This is a genomic window from Bradyrhizobium sp. Bra78, from assembly GCF_024519855.1.
GTDB lineage: Bacteria > Pseudomonadota > Alphaproteobacteria > Rhizobiales > Xanthobacteraceae > Bradyrhizobium > Bradyrhizobium japonicum_G.
On sequence record NZ_JALJRE010000007.1, the window covers coordinates 299973 to 319397 of the forward strand.

The following is a 19425-nucleotide window of genomic DNA, read 5'->3' on the forward strand; positions in this document are numbered from 1 at the left end:
GCTGTCCTGTGATGCGCCTCCTCCGATCGCACGATCGCGAGGCGAAACGCACATTCCGGTATTCCGAAACCGAAGTCAAGCAATAATTCTGATATTCATAATTGCATCAATTCCGAATTTCGGATTACAAGAGGGTGAGACGGCGCGCAATCAAGGGAATCAGCATGTTGGACGTTGCAATGATCGAGCGGGGCCTGGAAAAGACAGGCAAGAGCAAGGGCGGCTTGGCGGCGGCCATGGGCGTGCGACCCGGCGCGGTTTCGGAGATCCTCGGCGGCGAACGCCTGGTAAAGGCGTCGGAAATCATTCCGATCATGGAATACCTCGAGCTCAACCTCGCGCCGATCATGGGCCGCGTCGGCGCCGGCGCTGTGATCGAGCCGGACTACGAACAGGTTCCCCCGGAAGGCCTCGGCGATATCGCGCTGCCCTTCCCGATCATGGAAGAGACCGTCGCATTCGAGATCGTGGGCGATTCGATGCTGCCAAAATACGAGAGCGGCGACGTGATCGTGGTCTACAAGGATCAGCGCCATCCGCTGTCGAGTTTCTACGGCGAAGAGGCTGTGGTCCGGCTCAAGACCGGCGAGCGCTACCTGAAGACCATCGAGCGGGGCAAAACCCCTTCCGTCGTCAATCTCAACAGCTTCAACGCTAAGCCGATCGTCGGCGTAAAACTCGAGTGGGTGGGAGAAATCTGCCTGTCGATGCCCAAGGGCCAGCTCGAGCGGCTGCGCGCCAAGTCTGCGCGCCCCCGCAAAAAGGGCAAGTAGGAGGCCAGTCAAGATTTCCGATTTTCGAAAATCACCCTTGACTTAATTCCGTTTTTCGGAAATACTCCTGCCGCGCTCCCGGTCACGGGGCGCGGCAGGATTGTTTCATGCAGTATTTCGTCGTGATGATCGACTATGGGCGACGCGGCCGCGAGGCGGTGGTCGATCCCGAGATCACAAGGCGCGAGGTCATCTCCCGCGTCACTTCGGGTGAATATCAGAACATCTCGTTCATCCACGAAATCGTGGAGAACTCGGTCGAGGACGTCACCGAGGCGATAATGAACGAGGCCGCCCTCCCCCAGATTCCTCCTGAAGATGTCGACCTTCAGGCGATCCGCCTCGATCACGCCCGCGACCTGCGCAAGCACGAACGGACGTGACGCAGGCCCGGGCGGCCTGCGTCAGCGCCCGTTCGGCAGATCACACGGTGAGAACGGTCGATCCCGTGGTCTTGCGCGCGGCAAGATCCGCATGCGCCTTGGCGGCATCCTTCAGCGGATAGGTCTGGTGCACCTCGATCTTGACCGCGCCGGACTTCACGACGTCGCGACCAGGTTCTCGCGCTTGGCGGCGTAGGTGAATAGCGTCGGCCGGGTGACGTAGAGCGAGCCTTTCTGGGCGAGCAAACCGAGATTGAGCGGCTCGACGGCACCGGAGGACGCCCCGAACAACGCCGCGACGCCGAGCGGCGCGAGACAGTCCAGCGACTTCAGGAACGTATCCTTGCCAACGGAGTCATAAACAACCGGCACTTTCTTGCCCCCGGTGATCTCGTCGACGCGCTTCACGAAATCCTCGCGCGTGTAGATGATGACATGATCGCAACCATGCGCCTTGGCGAGCTTTGCCTTCTCGTCATTGCTGACGGTGCCGATCACGGTCGCGCCGAGATGCTTGGCCCACTGGCTCAGGATCAGTCCGACGCCGCCGGCGGCGGCATGCAGCAGGATGGTGTCGCCGGCCTTCACGCGATAGGTCTGCCGGATCAGATATTGGGTCGTGAGCCCTTTCAGCATCATCGCCGCTGCGGTCTTGTCGTCGACGCCATCCGGCAGCTTCAATAGCCGGTCGGCGGGAATCAGCCGCGCCTCGGAATAGGCGCCGAGCGGCGAGGCGCCATACGCGACGCGATCACCGGGCTTCAGGTCGGTGACACCGGGCCCGACTTCCTCCACGGTTCCGGCCGCTTCGCTGCCAAGACCGCTCGGCAATTCCACTGGATACACACCCGAGCGATTGTAGATGTCGACGAAGTTGAGACCGACAGCTGTGTGGCGAATTCGCGCCTCGCCCGGCCCAGGCTTGCCAACACTGACCTCCTCCCAGACCAGGACTTCCGGACCGCCGGTATTGCGAAAGCGAATGGCATGCGTCATGGGTTGCTCCCTTGGAAAGCGGATCACCCTGTGAAATAGGCATTTGGTCCGCCCCTTACAGTACAGCGACGTAACAAGAATGTCACAGCGAACGACAAACGCCCATCGTTCCGCCTCTGTTCGAAAGAGTTGATCTCAGGCTTGGGCCGACCGGCAGTAGCCTTTGTGCGGGGTTTGGTGGTCGCCTGCGAAGGAGAGCCGAGATGCCAGCTTATGTACAGCATCATCAGGATATCGAGATCGCGCCTGTGATTTGCCCGTCCTGCATGGGATTCCTGCCGATGTATGTGCGGGAGGTCGAACCGCATTGGAGCCTTGCCAAGATCGACTTCGTCTATGAATGCGCCGATTGCGGCGCCGAGGTCAGACAGACCATCCGCAAGCCGGAACTGCTGCGGCACTGATCGCGCGGCCGGTCGGTCGCCCCCGAATTTGCGTTGAGCGGAAAAAGCGCCGTCCGTGCGGGTCTGATGTCTCCCAAACGAGGCTTGTTCTTTGCCGGGAACGCAGGCAGAACAAGCCCCAAGCAAGACCTTTGGGAGCGCTCTTTCGTGGCTGAACAGAAGCCCTCGATCGCGATCGAGGCAGTCGAGAGCGGCCTCGCCGCGCAAGGCTATATCGCGAGCCGGCAGATCGCTACGGCCGTCTATTTGTCGCAACAGATCGAGAAGCCGATTCTGGTCGAGGGCCCCGCGGGCGTCGGCAAGACCGAGCTCGCCAAGGCGATCGCCGCCTGGCGCGGCATGAAAATGATCCGCCTGCAATGCTATGAGGGCCTCGACGAGGCCAAGGCGCTCTACGAGTGGAAGTACGCAAAACAGCTTCTCTACACGCAGATCCTCAAGGACAAGCTTGGCGAAGTTCTCGGCGGCGCGCAGACGCTGCACGCCGCACTGGCGCAGCTCCACGATTTCGGCGACGTGTTCTTCTCCAAGGAGTTCGTCGAACCACGACCGCTGCTCCAGGCCCTGGAACAGCCGGGCGGCTGCGTGCTCCTGATCGACGAGATCGACAAGTCGGATGCGGAATTCGAATCCCTCCTGCTGGAAATCCTCTCCGACTTCCAGGTCACGATCCCCGAGCTCGGCACCGTCTCGGCGATCACGCCGCCGACGGTGATCCTCACCTCCAACAGCGAACGGGATCTCGGCGACGCCCTGAAGCGGCGCTGCCTGCATCTGCATATCGGCTTCCCCGAGCAGCGGCTCGAAGAGCGCATCGTCGAGAGCCGCGTGCCCGGCATCTCGCAGACGCTAAGGCGGCAGATGGTCGGCTTCATCCACGAGATCCGCTCGCTCGACCTCAAGAAGCTGCCCTCGGTCAGTGAGACCATCGACTGGGCGCGCGTGCTGGTGCTGCTCCAGGCTTCCGAGCTCGACACGGACATCGTCAAGGACACGCTCAACGTGCTCCTGAAATACGAGGCCGACATAGAGGCGGCCCAGCCTCAGATTACGACCTTCATTGCCAAGGCAGCACGATCCAACGTCTTCGGTTGACGCCGATGCGCGAAAACATCCATCGTTTCTTCCGCGCGGCGCGGGGCGCCGGCGTCCATGTCTCGCCCGCCGAAAGCATCGATGCGATGCGCGCGGTTGCGCAGGTCGGCATGTCCGACCGCGCCATCCTGCGCGACACCCTTCTGTTGACCCTCGCCAAGTCGCAGGACGAGAAGCTCGCGCTCGGGGATTGTTTCGATCTGTTCTTCAGCCAGCCGGAGCCGCGGCAGGATCAGCCCGAGGCCGACAGCAACGCCGCCTCGCAGGATGCGGATCAGTCGCCCTCGTCCAGCTCGGCCAGCGAAGCGGGCGAAGGACAGCCTCCCGAAGGCTTGGGCCCGCTTGCCCGGATGCTGCTGTCGCAAGATCGCAATGCGGTCGCCGCCGCCATCGCCAGCGCTTCCGGGGCAGCCTCCCTGTCCGACATCCGCTACTCCACGCAGCGCGGCATCTTCTCCAGCCGCATCCTCGACGCCATGGGCCTCCAGCGCCTGCGCGACGATCTCGACGAGCTGACCGCGTCCAACCCGGCACTGGCCGAGCGGCTTCGGGCCGCGCTCGATGCCTTGCGGGAAGCCGTGCGCGATACCGTTGCGCAGGGGCTTGCACTCTATGCCCGCGAGGAGGCTGAAAACCTCCGCAACGAGATCCTGCGCAATGCACCGCTGGCCCGCATCGAGCGGCGCCAGATCGCCGAGATGCGTGCCCTGATCCGCCAGATCGCGCGGCGCCTGCGCGAGCGCTATTCGAAACCGCGCAAGCGTCAGCGCCGCGGCCATCTCGACGTTCGCCGCACACTGCGCCGCAACGCGGCCTGGGGCGGTGTGCCGTTCCTCACCGCCTGGAAGCGCAAGCACCGCGACCGGCCGAAGATCGTCGCGCTGTGCGACGTCTCCGGCTCGGTCGCGCAGGTCTCGGATTTCTTCCTGCTCCTGATCCACTCGCTGCACGAGGCGGTCGACGACGTCCACTCCTTCGCTTTCTCCTCGCATCTGATCGAGGTCAGCGAGATCCTGGAGAAGAAGTCGCCGGAAGAGGCGATGGCCGAGATCATGTCCAAGGTCGGCTTCGGATCGTCCGACTACGGATCCTCGCTGGTCGATTTCGAGAAGGACTTCATGAGCACGCTCACGCCGCAGACCACGGTGATCGTGCTCGGCGATGCCCGCAGCAACAATCTGGACCCGCGCGCCGACATCCTGCGCCGCGTCTCCGAACGCTCGAAGCGCCTGGTCTGGCTCAATCCCGAGGGGCGGCTCGCCTGGGGCTTTGGCGATTCGGAAATGCCGCGCTACGCGACCTTTTGCAGCATCGTCCGCCAATGCGCCACCGCGCAGCAGCTCGAGCGCGCGGTGTCCGATATCGTGGCGACCTATCAGTAAGTCTTCACGTCACTGCCGACGTCAGTTTCGCGCAAGCTCCGTCCGAGCCACATTGCACTCTCGGAAGTGATAGGCGATCTCGTCAAGCGCGCGCTGCTCCCATTCCTGGGCTTGCGCGAGCCAGAAGATCCGGCGCTCAGAATCGAGCGCGGCGCGCTCCCGGCACAGGGATTCCTGACTGCGAATTTCCACCAGCCTGTTCATGCACTCCACTCCTGCTGTGTGAAGCCATTCCCCGCGAATCAGCGTAACAGAGTCCCGCAACCTTCGTCTCATGGTTTCTGTGCGTATTGCGACGCGGAATGGGACAGCAGCGCTTCCCGTGCAGCGCGGTAGCTCGCGGCGCAATATCAAGTCTTCATCATCAATGTGTGATCGCGGCGCGGGACGAAATTCGCGCCCGACCGATCTTAACTGTTGTGGCGCAATGAAGTGCGGCAATTCGTGAAGAGGCGTTCTAGACAGATCACCGAATTCCCGACTCATTGTCGTCGCACGGTCTTCACGCAGCGCCGCTAACAGGGGCGCACGAACGGTACTATCGCTTGAGGCAACATGAGCAACGACGTCGACTTCGATCTTTCGCCGGAGCAATGGGAAGCCTTGCGCGCACTTCGCAAGCCGGCGTCAAGCAGTCGCCTCTCGAAGGCCTATCTCATCGAGAGCCTCGTCAAGCTTGGTCTTGTCGTCGTCAGCGACGGCGTACCTGCAATGACGCCGAATGGCCGCAAGGTGCTGGTACGCGGATCGTGTCGCCTACTGGATCTCGCGGCATAGGCTTCCGCGACGTCGATGCATCTAGAATATCTGCGCGATCACGATCGCGTAGGCAACGAACACCACACCAAGGCCCCAGACCATCGCGGGAATCTGCGATCTCCGGCCCATCGTGACCTCCAGCGCGATATGGCTCAACGTGCCCAGGGCCATGCCGTTGATCAGATTGTTGGTCAGTACGGTAACGAGCAACGTCAGCACGATCGGCACCGCATTGACGAGATCGGTCATGTCGATGCGGGCGAGCCCCTGCATCATCAAGACGCCGACGAGCACGAGTGCCGGCGCGGTGGCTTGCGGCGGGATGATGACGAAGACCGGCCAGAAGAACAGCGCGAAGCAGAAGAACGCTGCGACCGTCAGCGAGGTCAGGCCGGTGCGACCGCCGGCCTGCACGCCGGTGATGGATTCGATATAGGCCGTGACGACAGAGGTACCGAGCAGCGGCCCCACGATTGACGCCGTCGCATCCGTCGCAAATGCGGCGGTGGCGTTCGGGATCGAACCATCGGGCCGGCGCAGATTGGCGGCGCCCGTCACGCCGATCAGTGTGCCGAGGGTCGAGAAGAATTCGGCGCAAAGGAAGTAGAACAGGAGCGGCAACGCCACGATGAAATGGCTGAAGAGATAGCCGAAATCGAGCGCCATGAAGGTGCTCGTAGGCCAGCGCGGCCACGACATGATGGCCGAGGGCACTGACGTGACCATCTTGCCGTTCGCGCCGGGAACGAAAAGGCCGATCAGCGTCAGCACCGCAATCGACAGGATCAGCGCGGCTGGTACCCGGCGCACCACCAGTACCGGTGTGAGCAAGAGACCGAACAGGGTCAACAGCACCGATGGGCTGCGCAGCGATCCCATCGCAATATAGGTCGAGGGATTCTGCACCACGAAACCGGCGCCGCGAAGCGCGATGAAAACAATGAGCGTGCCAACGGCCGCCTGGATGCCGATCTTCAACGCCTCTGGAACATCCCTGGCAACGCGCTCGCGCAGCTTCGACAGGCTGAGGATCAGGAACAGGACGCCGGTGAAAGCAACCATGGCAAGTGCGCCTTGCCATGGCATGCCCATCTGCTTGACGATCACATAGGTGAAGATGACGTTCGAGCCCATGGCCGGGGCAACGGCGAGCGGCAGATTGGCCCAAAGTCCCATCATCGCCGAACCGAAGATGGCGGCAAGTGCGGTGGCGCTGACGAGATCGGCTCGATCCATTCCGGCGTTGGACATGATCGCAGGGTTCACCGCGATGATATAGGCCATCGCGGCGAACGTGGTCGCGCCCGCCATCACTTCCCGGCCAACGCTGGTGTCGCGCTCGGTAAGGCGGAAGATGCGGTCGAGCGAACCACGGGCCGGGTTCGACGTCGGCTCCGCGGAAGCCGGTTGCGGTTGCGTCATCTCGTTCATCGCAGTCGCTCCTCTACCAGACCACCGGGTGCGCTTCGCCGGTCTGCACGTTGATAAATCCGAGCGGCGCCTGCTCGCAGGGCGCGACCAGAACCCAGCTCCAGGGCGCGCAGGTCAGCGTCGCGAACATCAGGCGCTCGGGAAATCCGGGATACCAGCGCGGACGGAAGGTCGGCTCGTACATCCAGTCCACCTTGCGGCCCTCCGCGTAGAGTGCCTGCATCTCCGCATCGAGCGCCTGCGCCGAGCGACAGCTCATCAATCCGCCGACCTCGAACCGCACGGTGGCGACGAGCTCGCCTTCGCGCACCAGCGCCCATCCGCCTTGACGTTCGACCAGCGCGTTCACGGCCTTGGCCATCGCAGCGTCGGACGAGCCGACCACCCAGATGTTGTGCTTGTCGTGCGCGACCGAGCAGGCAACCGCGGTATCCGGCGTGCGCGGTCCGCAGCCGCGCCAGAACATTTTTGCAACCCGGCCGTCGCCGGAGAAGCGATCGACGATCGCAAACTTGGTGATGGCCTCGCTCTCATCGCGCTGCACGGCGCCGTCACGCACCGGCAAATCGAGGGTGTAGAACTCCGGATGCCAGTGGAACGGGCGGATCACGGCGGCTTTCATCGTGGCGCGGCCGGGTTCAGCCGGCAGCTCGAAGTCCTTCGGCTCAATCGTACGCTTGATATTCACCGTCCTGGTCGCCCAATCGGGCCAGGAGATTTCGGGGACCCTGCCCAGATAGCGCTTGCCTTCGGACACCTGCGCGCCGTCGGCCCAGACCTCGGTGATGGTCAGCTTGGCGACATCCGATAGCAGCACAACATCGCCAAATCGCCCCGGCGCGAGACTGCCGACGAACGGCGTGATGCGCATGTGACGCGCGGGATTGATGGTAAGACACTGGATCGCGACTTCCGGCGCGAGACCGGCCTCGATCGCCACCCGCGCGTTGTGATCGCTGGCGCCGAGCTCGAGCGTATGGCTGGCGCTGCGGTCGTCGGTGGTGAAGGCGATCTGCGACCAGTCCTGCAGACCCTTGGCGAGCAGCCAGGCGACGATCTCGGACATGGCGTAGACGCGCAACTCGATGAAGAGGCCGCGGGTGAGCTTGTCCCAGGTCTCCTCCGGCGTCTGCACTTCATGATCGGAGGCGAGGCCGGCCGCGGCGAAGGCGTTGATGGATGGCAGGTCCCGCAGACCGGAGGCGTGGCCTTCGACGACGCCGCGGGCCGCGAACGTGGCCTCGATCATGCCCCATAACCGTTTGTAGGACGGGTTTTCCGGATTCCAGACCGCGGGCCAGTCCATCACCTCGTCAAGCCCGGTGACCATCAGGCTCTCCGCCATGAAGCGCGCCTGCTCGTCGTGGCCATACCAGCCGCCGCCCCACTCATACGCCGTGGGCGGCACCGCCGATCCCGGTTGCGGAAAGATCTTCAGCGGCGATCCGCGACGACGTGCCTCGAACCAGAATTCGAGATTACGTGCGCCGTTGACATTGGAGAATTCATGGCTCGCCTCGCACGTCCAGGTGTTGCCATGGGGCAGCACCAGCGCCGCTTCCCATTCCGGCGTCAGATGCGAGCTTTCGATATGCTTATGGACTTCGCCGAAGCCGGGAACTGCTGCGAGGTCGGGACGATGCACGCGCTCCCGGACCTCGCCCGGATAACTGCCGGCCGGCCCGACCCATGCGATCCGTCGGCCCTTGAACACGATTTCCTGATCATCGCTCCAGGTGCGGCTGTGCACGTCGAGCAGCCGGCCGACCCGCAAGGAGCGATCTGCCGGACGGCGGCCGAGCGCCGTCAGCACCAGATCCTGGCGGATGCGAATCTCATCAGGCGCGTTGATCAGGAGGTCGTCGGGTATCGCATTCATGGCTCGCCTCATTCTACGCCGGCACCTTCGACGTTGCGGTTCGCTTGCGGGGCGATTTGCCGGCCTTGCCGCTCCGTGCCGCAGCGGCATCGCGCTGACGGACATCGTTCAACAGGGTCCTGAGCGCCCACTCGATCGCATCGGCGATCTCCGCGCTGGACATGCCAAAGTCCTCGCGCATCGCATTCCAGGCCAGCACGTTGTTGAGATAGGACGCGAGCGCCTCCGCCTTGCGGACCTCCTTCGCGGGGAGATGTCGCACCAGGGGCGCCATCGCCCTGCGATGCTGATCGATCAGGTGCCGCCGGAATCCGGCGCGCACGCGGCGGCCCGCCCGCGTCACCGCAATGGCGCGCGCCAGATGCGGATGACGATCGAACCGCTTGCAAAGCTTCCGGAAAATATCAGGCAGCTCGTCGGGCGAAGTGAAGGGAATGTAGCTGAAGACGTTGTCCTCGATCCATTCGCCGGCCGCTGCAAACAGCTCCGCGCGGGTCTTGAAGTGCCGATAGATGGTTCGCTCGGCCACCTTCGCGCGCTTGGCCACCGCGGCCATGGAGATGTCGTCAGCCGCCTCATCCTCCAGCGTCTCGACAAAAGCCGCAACGATGCGCTGCCGCGTCATCTCGGCATACTCGTCACGAAGGCTGGCGATGTGTCGCTTTGCTGTACTCATGTCATAAGTCTGACATTGAGCGGATTGGAGGGTCAAGCCGAGACTTGAGGCACGCCCCGCCGCAACAATGGGCGTCAGCCGCCTGAGGGGAGCGCCCACGCGCCCTCGCGCGACCGACTTTCGCACGTCGCCTGAAAAATAGACTTTTGCGCCTCACCAAAATCGGATTTGCTCTGCCGAGAACTGCGCGCAGAGGCGCCGCGCGGACGGCAAGGGAGCTAAATATGAACGGGCTTGGCGGGCTGAACAAATCTCCCAACGGCGTCGTCATCGGGCTGGTGCAGTTGCAGTTGCCGAATGTCGTGACCCGCGCCGACCTGGCGAAGCAGACCGAGCGCATCGTCTGGATGGTCGGCAAGGCCCGCCGCAATCTCTCCACCATGGATCTGGTGGTCTTCCCCGAATATTCGCTGCACGGGCTCTCGATGGACACCAATCCCGAGATCATGTGCCGGCTCGACGGACCTGAGGTCGCGGCTTTCAAGAAGGCCTGCATCGACAACCGGATCTGGGGCTGCTTCTCCATCATGGAGTTCAACCCGCACGGCAACCCCTACAATTCCGGCCTGATCATCGATGACCACGGCGAGATCAAGCTCTATTATCGCAAGCTCCATCCCTGGATTCCAGTCGAGCCGTGGGAGCCCGGCGACGTCGGCATTCCCGTGATCGAGGGCCCCAACGGCGCAAAGATCGCACTGATCATTTGCCATGACGGCATGTTCCCGGAGATGGCGCGCGAATGCGCCTACAAGGGCGCGGAGATCATGATCCGCACCGCCGGCTATACCGCACCGATCCGCGAAGCCTGGCGCTTCACCAACCAGGCCAATTCTTTCCAGAACCTGATGGTCACAGCGAATGTCTGCATGTGTGGCTCCGACGGCTCGTTCGATTCCATGGGTGAAGGCATGATCGTGAATTTCGACGGCAGCGTGCTGGCGCATGGCACCACCGGGCGCGCCGACGAGATCATCACCGCCGAGATACGTCCCGATCTGGTGCGCGAGGCCCGCATCAATTGGGGCGTCGAGAACAACATCTACCAGCTCTGGCACCGCGGCTACGTCGCGGTGAAGGGCGGAGCGATGGACTGTCCCTACACCTTCATGCAGGACATGGTCGCGGGCACCTATCGCCTGCCCTGGGAGGATCAGGTCAAGGTCACCGACGGCAGCTCCTGCGGCTTCGCAGCGCCGACTCGGATGTTCGGCAAGGCCGCGAAGGCGGCCGAATAGGCATTTCCAGCCAAGACCGCGACAATCTGGCACGGTAGTTGCTCCTTTTGACGATCGAGACGTCGTCAAAACGGGGGAATCACCATGTCGACCATTGCTGCGGTCCCGACCGCCGAGCGCAAGCCGCTCTACACCTCGCTGTTCGTCCAGGTCCTCGCGGCGCTGGCCCTCGGCATCATCCTCGGCGTGGCCGCGCCGGAATTCGCCATCTCGCTCAAGATCCTCAGTGACGCCTTCCTCAAGCTGATCTCGATGATCGTGGCGCCGATCGTGTTCTGCGTCGTCGTACACGGCATTGCCGGCGCCGGCGACCTCAAGAAAGTCGGCCGGGTCGGTGTCAAGGCACTGGTCTATTTCGAGGTGATGACCACTGTCGCCCTCGTGGTCGGGCTCATCCTGGCCTATCTGTTCGGCCCGGGCCATGGCATGAACATCGATCCCTCGACGCTGGATGCCAAGGCGCTCAACGCCTACGCCGACAACGCCCACAAGCTTCAGGGCGGCGGTATCGGCTCCTTCCTGCTCAACGTGATTCCGACTACCTCCTTCGACGCGTTGTCGCGCAACGACGTGCTCCAGGTACTGTTTTTCGCGGTGCTTTTCGGCGTCGGCTTGGCACTGGTCGGCGGCGAGAAAGGCAAACTCGTCACCTCGATGATCGACGCCGCCTCCACCGTGCTGTTCCGCGTCATGGGGCTTATCGTCCGCGTTGCTCCACTTGGCGTGCTCGGCGCGGTCGCCTACACCGTCGGCAAATACGGCGTCGGTTCACTCAAGCAGCTCGTCTCCCTGGTGGCACTGTTCTACGTGACGGTCGGCATCTTCGTGCTGGGCGTGCTCGGCGGCGTGATGGCTCTCGCCGGAATCAGCATCCTCAAATTCCTCGCCTACCTCCGCGAGGAGCTCACCATCGTGCTCGCGACCGCCTCGTCCGATGCGGTGCTGCCGCAGATCATGAAGAAGCTGGAGCGGATGGGCGTGAAAGATTCCGTCGTCGGACTCGTGATCCCAACCGGATATTCCTTCAACCTCGATGCCTTCTCGATCTACCTCACGCTCGCCGTCGTCTTCATCGCGCAGGCGACGAATACGCCGCTGTCCTTCGGCGATCTCCTGCTGGTGCTCGGCGTCTCGCTGATCACGTCGAAAGGTGCTCATGGCGTGCCGGGCTCGGCGATCGTGATCCTGGCCGCAACGCTCAACGCGGTGCCGAGCATCCCTGCCATCGGCCTCGTGCTGGTGTTGTCGGTGGACTGGTTCATCGGCATGGCCCGCGCGGTCGGCAACCTCATTGGCAACTGCGTGGCGACGGTCGTCGTCGCGGCCTGGGAAGGTGACCTCGACCGCGCCAAGGCGGCCAAGGTTCTCGACGGTGGCGAGTTGGTGGACGTGACGGCGGGATAGCGCCCGACGGATCAATCATTCCAATGGAGGAGCGACGTTCCATATGCCCTCCTCCAGACAGACAGGAATCGCGGAAACCAGGAGTGAGCAACCGCGCCCTTGTAGGCCCAGGTGCGATATTTAAGACCCTGTTCCGAGATCAGCTCCTGATAGCCGCCGTGGACCTCGGTTGCTGTCCGAATGTCCTTCAATATTCCACGGGCGCAGGCGCGATAGGTGTCGCGACCTGAAAATTCGTCGTAGTCGAGCATGCGATCGGCAAATTCGACGTTGAACGTCGGCCAGGAGGAACGTCCCTGGTAGGCGGGAGCCGCGATCTTGTGGATCATCTTGTTCCGCGGATTATCCGCGGACACCAGGAAGTGGAACGTGCTGGGGATGCGAAAGCGCGGCTCCGCAATGATCAGATCCGCCGTGGCCGCGAACAACGCGCGCTCGCTCGCATCGTTCATATCCCAGAAGCCGCGATGCACACTGACGAAATCCAGGGCCACTGAAGAGACCGGCGAGCTTGCCGGGCCGTCAAGGGAATGCCTGATATAACCGTTCTTGCCGAAAAGCTGGAGCAGGTCCCTCTTGTACTGCGCGAGGTCGCGCCCGAGCAGCCGCTTCAACTCGCTCTCGTCGACGACTCCGAGTTGCACGCCCCACACGAATGTCGTGTAGACGCAGGCATTAGTGACAAACCGCCGGCGCTCCGCGCGGGTGTCGGTTGCCGCAGAGCGCGGGGCGCGTGCATCGCACAGCAAATACCGGATGCCGTCATGATCGAACGGCTCCAATTCGCTTGCGAGTTGGAGGATCGCGCGCTTCAGATCGCCGCCGTATTCGGCCAGCAGCAGGCGGCCGGCATGCGCACATTGCGACATCGCCAGATAGGGTGACGCCCTCCCCTCTGCGCTCATCATCTGCTGCAGGCCGGCAAGAACGCCGAGCAGCGAATCCGAGGGGCGCGAGAAATAGTTCACGCCGAGATACCGGGCGCGCCCCGCCGGGACGATGGTCGTCGTGACTACGTCGGCGCGAACCGCCTCCAGCAGCAGGCGGACGCTCTTGTCGAGCAGCCGAACCCGACGGACCGCGTCCCCCGAATCCATGATGGTTTCGGGGTCGAGAACATCAGGATAGAACCAGGCGAAGTCGCGTGGATAGTAAGCGGAAGCGTGCGGCGCGCCGGTGACGAGAAACGACTCGGACACCGAAAAGGCGCTGTCCATCGAATGCCGGTAAAGGTCCTCGATGGCCGTGAACGAATGATGCGACCTCCTCAGGAATCGATCGCCCAGAAAATTCACCGCCTGAAGGGCGTTGGCGACGAAGGTCGCCGCCAGCCCCCGATAGAACCGGTTTTCGCGATGCGATGGAAAAGTGATGTCGCTGTTCATATGCGTCAATCGGCTGGTGTCTCGTGATCCCGGCAATGGCAGTCGCCATTCCAATGGTGCCTGATTCGTATCTCCATCCGGTGACTTGCGGGCTCGACCTAGCCTTCCCGCGGCCGAAAATTCTCGATCACCCGCAGCAGCACCCGCGCGCCGGCGTCGGCGTCGGCGAACTCCACATGCTCGTCCGGGTGATGGCTGATGCCGCCGCGGCAGCGGACGAAGATCATGCCGACATCGGCGATGTCGATCATCGCCATGCCGTCATGCCCCGCCCCGCTCGGCAGCTCGAACCCGGAAAAACCTTCCGCCTTGATAGCCTGCGCGATCTGCTCCTTGAGCCATGGCGCGCAAGGCGCGGTGCGATTTTCGTGGGTGACGTCGAGCTGAAGCGCCAGTTGACGGCGCTTTGCGATCGCCTCGATCTGCCTGACGACATCCGCGACCGCGCGCTTGCGATGCATGTCGGTCGGCGCGCGCATGTCGATGGTGAAGGACACCTCGCCCGGAATGACGTTGGTCGCGCCGGGCCTCGCCTGGATGTAACCAACGGTGCCGACGAGGCCGCTCGCGTCGGTCCGGCAGAACTGCTCGATCGCGCCGATGCATTCGGCCGCACCGGCGAGCGCATCACGGCGCAGCGCCATCGGCACCGTGCCGGCGTGACCGGCCATGCCGGTCAGCCGCGCGGCAAGGCGCGTGGCGCCTGCGATCGCGGTAACGACGCCGACGGGAAGATTCTGGGCTTCCAGCACAGGCCCCTGCTCGATGTGCAGCTCGAGGTAGGCGAGCAGCTCGCGCCGGGTCCGCGCGGCCGCGCCGATGTGATCGGGGTCGAGCCCGAACTGCACGAGCGCATCGCGCATGGACACGCCATCACGATCACGCGTGTTCAGAACGCTCTCGTCAAAAGTGCCGGCCAGCGCGCGGCTGCCCAGCAAGGTCGAGGCGAAGCGCACCCCCTCCTCATCCGCAAAACCGACGATTTCGATCGCGAACGGCAGGCGCTTGCCGCGGCGGTTGAGATCGGCGACGCAGGCAATGGCGGTCACCACGCCCAGCGGTCCGTCCCATTTACCGGCATCGCGCACGGTGTCGTAGTGCGAACCAAGCATCAGGCAAGGCGCCCCCGGCCGCTCGCCTTCGTAGCGCCCGCAGACATTGCCGATCGCGTCGAGATGCGCACTCATGCCGGCATCGCGCATCCAGCTCAGGATGAGGTCGGCAGCCGTGCGCAGCTCTCTTGTGAGATAGATGCGGGTGAGCTTGTCGCCTTCTTCCGAGATCGCACCAAGCTCGTTGATGCGACGCACGATCTCTTCGCCGAGCGATGCAGTCTGAACGGCGTTACCAGCACCCATCTCGGCGAGCTTCCCATCTCATGGGACCGCGGCAGCGGCGGTCCTGGCGGCAAATCGATACAAGTTCGGTGCCAGCGAAATCACGCTGCCGACGCCGTTCCGGTCAGCGCGTGGTTAGCATGAATGCGGGTCGGCGGCAGACCGCCCGGCTCTTGTCATGCACCCGTCCAGGCCTGTTAACATTGCTTAACTCCCTTGCATACAATCATAAATTCCTGCCTAAAATTTCATCTGGTGATTTCCTGATCAGGGATCGGAGTAGAGACTATAATATATATATTTCAATTACTTGTATGATCTCGCTCACTTCCCGGCCTCTGGCACGAAGCTTGCGACAACTATCCCAGGGCTCCGCCAGACCGGCGCAGCCGCGAGATTGGGGCGGTTCATCCGCCAAGGGGAGCGAGCAATGGATTTTGGCAGGATTTCACGACGTCATTTGTTGCAAGGTAGCGCGGCCCTCACCCTCGGGGCGGCGGCCGGCGCCCGCCCGGCCTTCGCGGCCGATACCACCATCGGCTTCATCTATGTCGGATCGCGCGATGACTACGGCTACAATCAGGCGCATGCGCAGGGCGCGGCAGCGCTGAAGAAAATTCCCGGTCTCAAGGTCGTGGAAGAAGAGAAAGTGCCGGAGACCGACGCGGTCGAGAAGACGATCGAGTCCATGATCAATCTCGACGGAGCCACCCTGCTCTTCCCGACCTCGTTCGGTTACTACAATCCTCACATGATCAAGATGGCCAACAAGTTTCCGAAGCTTCGCTTCGAGCACTGCGGCGGGCTCTGGTCGGACAAGGATCCTAAGAACGCCGGCAGCTATTTCGGTTATATCGACGAGGCCCAGTACATCTCCGGCATCGTCGCCGGCTACACTTCCAAGAGCGGCAAGCTCGGCTTCGTCGCGGCTAAGCCGATTCCGCAGGTGCTGCGCAACATCAACGCCTTCGCACTCGGCGCCCGGCTTGCCAATCCCAAGGCCACGACGCAGGTGATCTTCACCGGCGACTGGTCGATGCCGGTCAAGGAAGCCGAGGCCACGAACAGCCTGATCGACCAGGGCGTGGACGTGCTCACCTGCCACGTCGACGGCCCGAAGACGATGGTCGAGAACGCCGCGCGCCGCGGTGCCATGGTATGCGGCTATCACGTCAACCAGTCTCCGCTCGCGCCGAAGGCCTATCTCACCGGCGCCGAGTGGAATTGGGAAGCGCTCTATCCGAAGTTCGTCAAGATGATCGCCGCCGGCGAGAGCATCCCGAACTTTTACCGCGGCGGCCTCAAGGAAGAGATCGTCAAGACCTCGCCCTACGGCGAAGCGGTGTCTGCCGAGGCGCGCAAGCATGCGGACGAGGTCAAGGCCAAATTCCTGTCCGCCGAAGGCTACGCCATCTTCAAGGGCGGGCTGGTCGATAACAAGGGCAAGACGGTGATCCCGGCCGGCACTGATCGCGGCCAGAAGGATCCTGAACTCGAGAAGATGGACTACCTGGTCGAGGGCGTGCTCGGAGCGACTTCGTGACGACGGAAGCGGTGGATTCCACTGAAGCGGTCGGGACTGTTGCCCCGGCCGCCGATGCAGGATTCCTCCAACGTCACGGCGGCACGATCGAATATGTCCTGATCCCGGGCGCGGCGCTTGCCGGCGCGCTCGTGGTCTTCGGCATCTTCGTCGCAATGTTCGGCAAGAACCCGCTCGACCTTTATTTCTACATGTATTACGGCGCCTTCGGCACCTGGTTCTCCTGGCAGAACACGCTGACGCGCGCGGCGCCGCTGATCCTTACCGCGCTCTGCACGGCGCTGCCCGCGCAGCTCGGCATGGTCATCATCGGCGGCGAAGGCGCGCTCCTGATCGGCGCGCTGTCGGCAACCAGCGCCGCGCTGGCGCTGCAGGGCCTGCCCCCGCTCATCGTGCAGATCGCCATGGTCGTTGCCGGCGTGATCGGCGGCGGCCTGTGGGTCATGCTCTCGGGCGCGCTGCGGCAATATCGCGGCGTCAACGAAACGATCTCGAGCCTGCTACTCGTCTACATCGCGCTTGCGGTCCTCAATCATCTCGTCGAAGGCGCGATGCGCGATCCCGCCAGCCTCAACAAGCCTTCGACGCGCGAGATCGGCGCGGCCAACATGATCGGCACCATCCCCGGCACCGACGTGCATTGGGGCCTCGTGTTCGGACTGATCGCCGCCATCGCCGCCTACATCCTGATCTATCATACTGTATTCGGCTTCGCCGCGCGTGTTGCCGGCGGCAACATCCGCGCCGCAAAGATCGTCGGCCTCGGCGTCAGCAAGCTGATCCTGACCATCTGTTTCCTCGCCGGCGGCGCCGCGGGCCTTGCCGGCATGGTCGAGGTCGCGGCCGTGCAGGGGCGCACCAACGCCAACCTCGCGGCCGGCTACGGCTTCACCGGCATCCTAGTCGCGTTCCTGGCGCGGCATAACCCGCTCGCCATCATCCCCGTCGCGATCCTGCTCGGAGGAATTAGCGCCAGCGGCGGCTTGCTCCAACGCCGCCTCGGATTGCCGGATGCATCCGTGCTGGTGCTGCAGGGCATCATCTTCGTCTTCGTGCTGGCCAGCGACGCGCTCTATGGCCGCATCGGATTCCTGAAAGGCAAGTCCTGATGGCAGATGGCTCGATCGGACTCTGGACCGTCCCGCTCGCCGTGCTCGGCGGCGCAATTCGCGTCTCCACCCCGTTCCTGTTCGTGAGCCTGGGCGAATGCATCACCGAGCGCTCCGGCCGCATCAATCTCGGCCTCGAAGGCACGCTGGTGATGGGCGCGATGAGCGCATACGGCATCTCCTATCTCTCGGGATCGCCATGGTTGGGCGTGCTCGCCGCCGGCATCACCGGAGCACTGTTGGGCGCCCTTCACGCCGGCATCTGCTCGTTGCCGCGCGTCAACGACGTCGCCGTCGGTATCGCGCTGATGCTGTTCGGCACCGGGCTTGCCTTCTACCTCGGCAAACCGCTGATCGAGCCCACCGCGCCGCGCCTGCCCGCGATCGATTTCGGCTGGTGGAGCGACATCCCGCAGGTCCGCGCCGCCTTGCGCGTCAATGTGCTCTTCCTGATCGGTGTCGCCCTCGCGCCGATCCTCTATTGGGCGTTCCGCACCACGCGCTGGGGCATCCTGATCCGCACCGCCGGCGAGAGTTCGGACGCGGCCCGTGCGATGGGCCACTCCGTGCTGCTGATCCGCTTGCGCGCCACGATGGTGGGCGGCTTCCTCGCCGGCATCGGCGGCTCGTTCCTGTCGTTGTTCTATCCCGGAAGCTGGAACGAGGGCCTGTCGTCCGGCCAGGGCATCACGGCGGTGGCGCTCGTGATCTTCGCGCGCTGGGATCCGCTGCTGTGCCTGTGGGCCTCGCTCGCTTTCGGCGGCGCCGCGGCGCTTGGACCGGCGCTACAATCGGTCGGCGTCACGTCCGGCTATCATCTGTTCAACGCCGCGCCCTACATCCTGACGCTGGCGATCATGATCATCACCTGCTCGCCGAAACGCACGTTGACCGGAGCCCCGGCCGAATTGTCGATCACACGCTAGAGAGCGAAATCATGCCCGAGCGCACCATCAAGTCCGAGCCCTACGCCTGGCCTTATAACGGCGATCTGCGCCCCGAGAACACCGCGCTCATCATCATCGACATGCAGACCGATTTCTGCGGTGTCGGCGGCTATGTCGACAAGATGGGCTACGACCTCTCGCTGACGCGGGCGCCGATCGAACCGATCAGGAAGCTGCTCGCGGCGATGCGTGCCCAAAGCTTTCACGTCATCCATACGCGCGAAGGCCACCGCCCCGATCTGTCCGATCTCCCCGCCAACAAGCGCTGGCGTTCGCGGCAGATCGGCGCCGGCATTGGCGATCCCGGCCCGTGCGGGCGCATCCTGGTGCGCGGCGAGCCCGGCTGGGACATCATCCCGGAGCTGGCGCCGCTGCCGGGCGAACCTGTTATCGACAAGCCCGGCAAGGGCTCGTTCTGCGCCACCGATCTCGAACTGATCCTGCGCGTGCGTGGTATCGCGAACATCGTGCTGACGGGCATCACCACCGATGTCTGCGTCCACACCACCATGCGTGAGGCCAACGACCGCGGCTTCGAATGCGTGCTGTTGCACGATTGCTGCGGCGCGACCGACAAGAGCAACCATGAGCACGCGTTGAAGATGATCAAGATGCAGGGCGGCGTGTTCGGCGCGGTCTCGACCTCCGACGCGTTCATCGGAGTGATTTCGTGATCATCGGCGA

General features: G+C 63.5%; 18 protein-coding genes and 1 pseudogene. 12 read left to right on the forward strand and 7 right to left on the reverse strand.

Features of this window, described 5'->3' with window-relative positions; all coding sequences use genetic code 11:
- Positions 1-164 precede the first annotated feature (164 nt).
- Complete coding sequence (locus tag OC450_RS18380) at positions 165-773, forward strand: helix-turn-helix transcriptional regulator (RefSeq protein ID WP_211384858.1); 609 nt, start codon at positions 165-167, stop codon at positions 771-773.
- A 107-nt stretch (positions 774-880) separates the two neighbouring features.
- Positions 881-1156 carry a hypothetical protein gene (locus tag OC450_RS18385; RefSeq protein WP_211384857.1) on the forward strand — a complete coding sequence of 92 codons (276 nt, stop codon included), beginning with the start codon at positions 881-883 and terminating at the stop codon, positions 1154-1156.
- Positions 1157-1196: 40 nt separating this feature from the next.
- On the opposite strand, the pseudogene OC450_RS18390 reads toward OC450_RS18385, so the two are convergent.
- A pseudogene (locus OC450_RS18390) lies at positions 1197-2152 on the reverse strand (quinone oxidoreductase family protein).
- 203 nt (positions 2153-2355) lie between these two features.
- Between OC450_RS18390 and OC450_RS18395 the strand changes: the two are divergent.
- From OC450_RS18395 to OC450_RS18405, 3 genes are all read left to right on the forward strand, one after another.
- Positions 2356-2556 (forward strand): hypothetical protein, encoded by a 201-nt coding sequence (locus OC450_RS18395; RefSeq protein ID WP_211384855.1) that lies wholly within the window; start codon positions 2356-2358, stop codon positions 2554-2556.
- A 147-nt stretch (positions 2557-2703) separates the two neighbouring features.
- Positions 2704-3651: an AAA family ATPase gene (locus tag OC450_RS18400; protein ID WP_211384854.1), complete on the forward strand. Its 948-nt coding sequence runs from the start codon at positions 2704-2706 to the stop codon at positions 3649-3651.
- Positions 3652-3656: 5 nt separating this feature from the next.
- Positions 3657-5033: a vWA domain-containing protein gene (locus OC450_RS18405; protein WP_256809398.1), complete on the forward strand. Its 1377-nt coding sequence runs from the start codon at positions 3657-3659 to the stop codon at positions 5031-5033.
- Between the two features lie 21 nt (positions 5034-5054).
- Here OC450_RS18405 and OC450_RS18410 read toward each other — a convergent pair whose 3' ends face one another.
- The gene (locus OC450_RS18410; protein ID WP_256809397.1) at positions 5055-5237 is read right to left on the reverse strand and encodes a hypothetical protein; all 183 of its coding nucleotides are present in this window, start codon (positions 5235-5237) and stop codon (positions 5055-5057) included.
- A 351-nt stretch (positions 5238-5588) separates the two neighbouring features.
- Here OC450_RS18410 and OC450_RS18415 point away from each other — a divergent pair, with 351 nt between their 5' ends.
- Positions 5589-5810, forward strand: a complete 222-nt coding sequence (locus OC450_RS18415; RefSeq protein ID WP_211384851.1) for a hypothetical protein — start codon at positions 5589-5591, stop codon at positions 5808-5810.
- 21 nt (positions 5811-5831) lie between these two features.
- Here the strand turns inward: OC450_RS18415 and OC450_RS18420 are convergent, their stop codons facing one another.
- From OC450_RS18420 to OC450_RS18430, 3 genes are read right to left on the reverse strand one after another with little or no spacing between them, the layout of a single operon-like run.
- Positions 5832-7223: an NCS2 family permease gene (locus OC450_RS18420; RefSeq protein WP_211384850.1), complete on the reverse strand. Its 1392-nt coding sequence runs from the start codon at positions 7221-7223 to the stop codon at positions 5832-5834.
- 13 nt (positions 7224-7236) lie between these two features.
- Positions 7237-9114, reverse strand: coding sequence for an adenine deaminase (locus tag OC450_RS18425; RefSeq protein ID WP_256809396.1), 1878 nt, complete (start codon positions 9112-9114; stop codon positions 7237-7239).
- A 1-nt stretch (position 9115) separates the two neighbouring features.
- A complete protein-coding gene (locus tag OC450_RS18430) occupies positions 9116-9778 on the reverse strand; it encodes a TetR/AcrR family transcriptional regulator (protein WP_256809392.1) in 663 nt (220 codons plus the stop codon).
- Positions 9779-10002: 224 nt separating this feature from the next.
- Between OC450_RS18430 and OC450_RS18435 the strand changes: the two genes are divergently transcribed.
- Entirely contained in the window at positions 10003-11016 is a 1014-nt protein-coding gene (locus OC450_RS18435) for a formamidase (protein ID WP_211384847.1), read from the forward strand.
- 84 nt (positions 11017-11100) lie between these two features.
- Positions 11101-12420 (forward strand): dicarboxylate/amino acid:cation symporter, encoded by a 1320-nt coding sequence (locus tag OC450_RS18440; protein WP_211384846.1) that lies wholly within the window; start codon positions 11101-11103, stop codon positions 12418-12420.
- An 11-nt stretch (positions 12421-12431) separates the two neighbouring features.
- On the opposite strand, the gene OC450_RS18445 is transcribed toward OC450_RS18440, so the two are convergent.
- Positions 12432-13805, reverse strand: coding sequence for a hypothetical protein (locus tag OC450_RS18445; RefSeq protein WP_262048400.1), 1374 nt, complete (start codon positions 13803-13805; stop codon positions 12432-12434).
- A gap of 98 nt (positions 13806-13903) precedes the next feature.
- Positions 13904-15163, reverse strand: a complete 1260-nt coding sequence (locus OC450_RS18450; RefSeq protein ID WP_211384844.1) for an allantoate amidohydrolase — start codon at positions 15161-15163, stop codon at positions 13904-13906.
- A 409-nt stretch (positions 15164-15572) separates the two neighbouring features.
- On the opposite strand from OC450_RS18450, the gene OC450_RS18455 reads away from it, so the two are divergent.
- From OC450_RS18455 to OC450_RS18470, 4 genes are read left to right on the forward strand one after another with little or no spacing between them, the layout of a single operon-like run.
- A complete protein-coding gene (locus OC450_RS18455) occupies positions 15573-16685 on the forward strand; it encodes a BMP family ABC transporter substrate-binding protein (protein WP_211384843.1) in 1113 nt (370 codons plus the stop codon).
- Positions 16682-17794, forward strand: a complete 1113-nt coding sequence (locus OC450_RS18460; protein ID WP_211384842.1) for an ABC transporter permease — start codon at positions 16682-16684, stop codon at positions 17792-17794. Before OC450_RS18455 ends, OC450_RS18460 begins: the two co-directional genes overlap by 4 nt.
- Positions 17794-18720: an ABC transporter permease gene (locus OC450_RS18465; protein ID WP_211384841.1), complete on the forward strand. Its 927-nt coding sequence runs from the start codon at positions 17794-17796 to the stop codon at positions 18718-18720. The genes OC450_RS18460 and OC450_RS18465 overlap by 1 nt, the downstream gene beginning before the upstream one ends.
- Positions 18721-18731: 11 nt before the next feature.
- A complete protein-coding gene (locus OC450_RS18470) occupies positions 18732-19415 on the forward strand; it encodes a cysteine hydrolase family protein (RefSeq protein WP_211384840.1) in 684 nt (227 codons plus the stop codon).
- The last annotated feature ends 10 nt before the right edge of the window (positions 19416-19425 follow it).

Coding starts and splice junctions, on each gene's coding strand:
- OC450_RS18445 (WP_262048400.1), bottom strand. CDS start 13,805: ATGAACAGCGACATCACTTTTCCATCGCATCGCGAAAACCGGTTCTAT.
- OC450_RS18450 (WP_211384844.1), bottom strand. CDS start 15,163: ATGGGTGCTGGTAACGCCGTTCAGACTGCATCGCTCGGCGAAGAGATC.
- OC450_RS18410 (WP_256809397.1), bottom strand. CDS start 5,237: ATGAACAGGCTGGTGGAAATTCGCAGTCAGGAATCCCTGTGCCGGGAG.
- OC450_RS18380 (WP_211384858.1), top strand. CDS start 165: ATGTTGGACGTTGCAATGATCGAGCGGGGCCTGGAAAAGACAGGCAAG.
- OC450_RS18455 (WP_211384843.1), top strand. CDS start 15,573: ATGGATTTTGGCAGGATTTCACGACGTCATTTGTTGCAAGGTAGCGCG.
- OC450_RS18435 (WP_211384847.1), top strand. CDS start 10,003: ATGAACGGGCTTGGCGGGCTGAACAAATCTCCCAACGGCGTCGTCATC.
- OC450_RS18415 (WP_211384851.1), top strand. CDS start 5,589: ATGAGCAACGACGTCGACTTCGATCTTTCGCCGGAGCAATGGGAAGCC.
- OC450_RS18425 (WP_256809396.1), bottom strand. CDS start 9,114: ATGAGGCGAGCCATGAATGCGATACCCGACGACCTCCTGATCAACGCG.
- OC450_RS18420 (WP_211384850.1), bottom strand. CDS start 7,223: ATGAACGAGATGACGCAACCGCAACCGGCTTCCGCGGAGCCGACGTCG.
- OC450_RS18470 (WP_211384840.1), top strand. CDS start 18,732: ATGCCCGAGCGCACCATCAAGTCCGAGCCCTACGCCTGGCCTTATAAC.
- OC450_RS18430 (WP_256809392.1), bottom strand. CDS start 9,778: ATGAGTACAGCAAAGCGACACATCGCCAGCCTTCGTGACGAGTATGCC.
- OC450_RS18440 (WP_211384846.1), top strand. CDS start 11,101: ATGTCGACCATTGCTGCGGTCCCGACCGCCGAGCGCAAGCCGCTCTAC.
- OC450_RS18465 (WP_211384841.1), top strand. CDS start 17,794: ATGGCAGATGGCTCGATCGGACTCTGGACCGTCCCGCTCGCCGTGCTC.
- OC450_RS18385 (WP_211384857.1), top strand. CDS start 881: ATGCAGTATTTCGTCGTGATGATCGACTATGGGCGACGCGGCCGCGAG.
- OC450_RS18395 (WP_211384855.1), top strand. CDS start 2,356: ATGCCAGCTTATGTACAGCATCATCAGGATATCGAGATCGCGCCTGTG.
- OC450_RS18405 (WP_256809398.1), top strand. CDS start 3,657: ATGCGCGAAAACATCCATCGTTTCTTCCGCGCGGCGCGGGGCGCCGGC.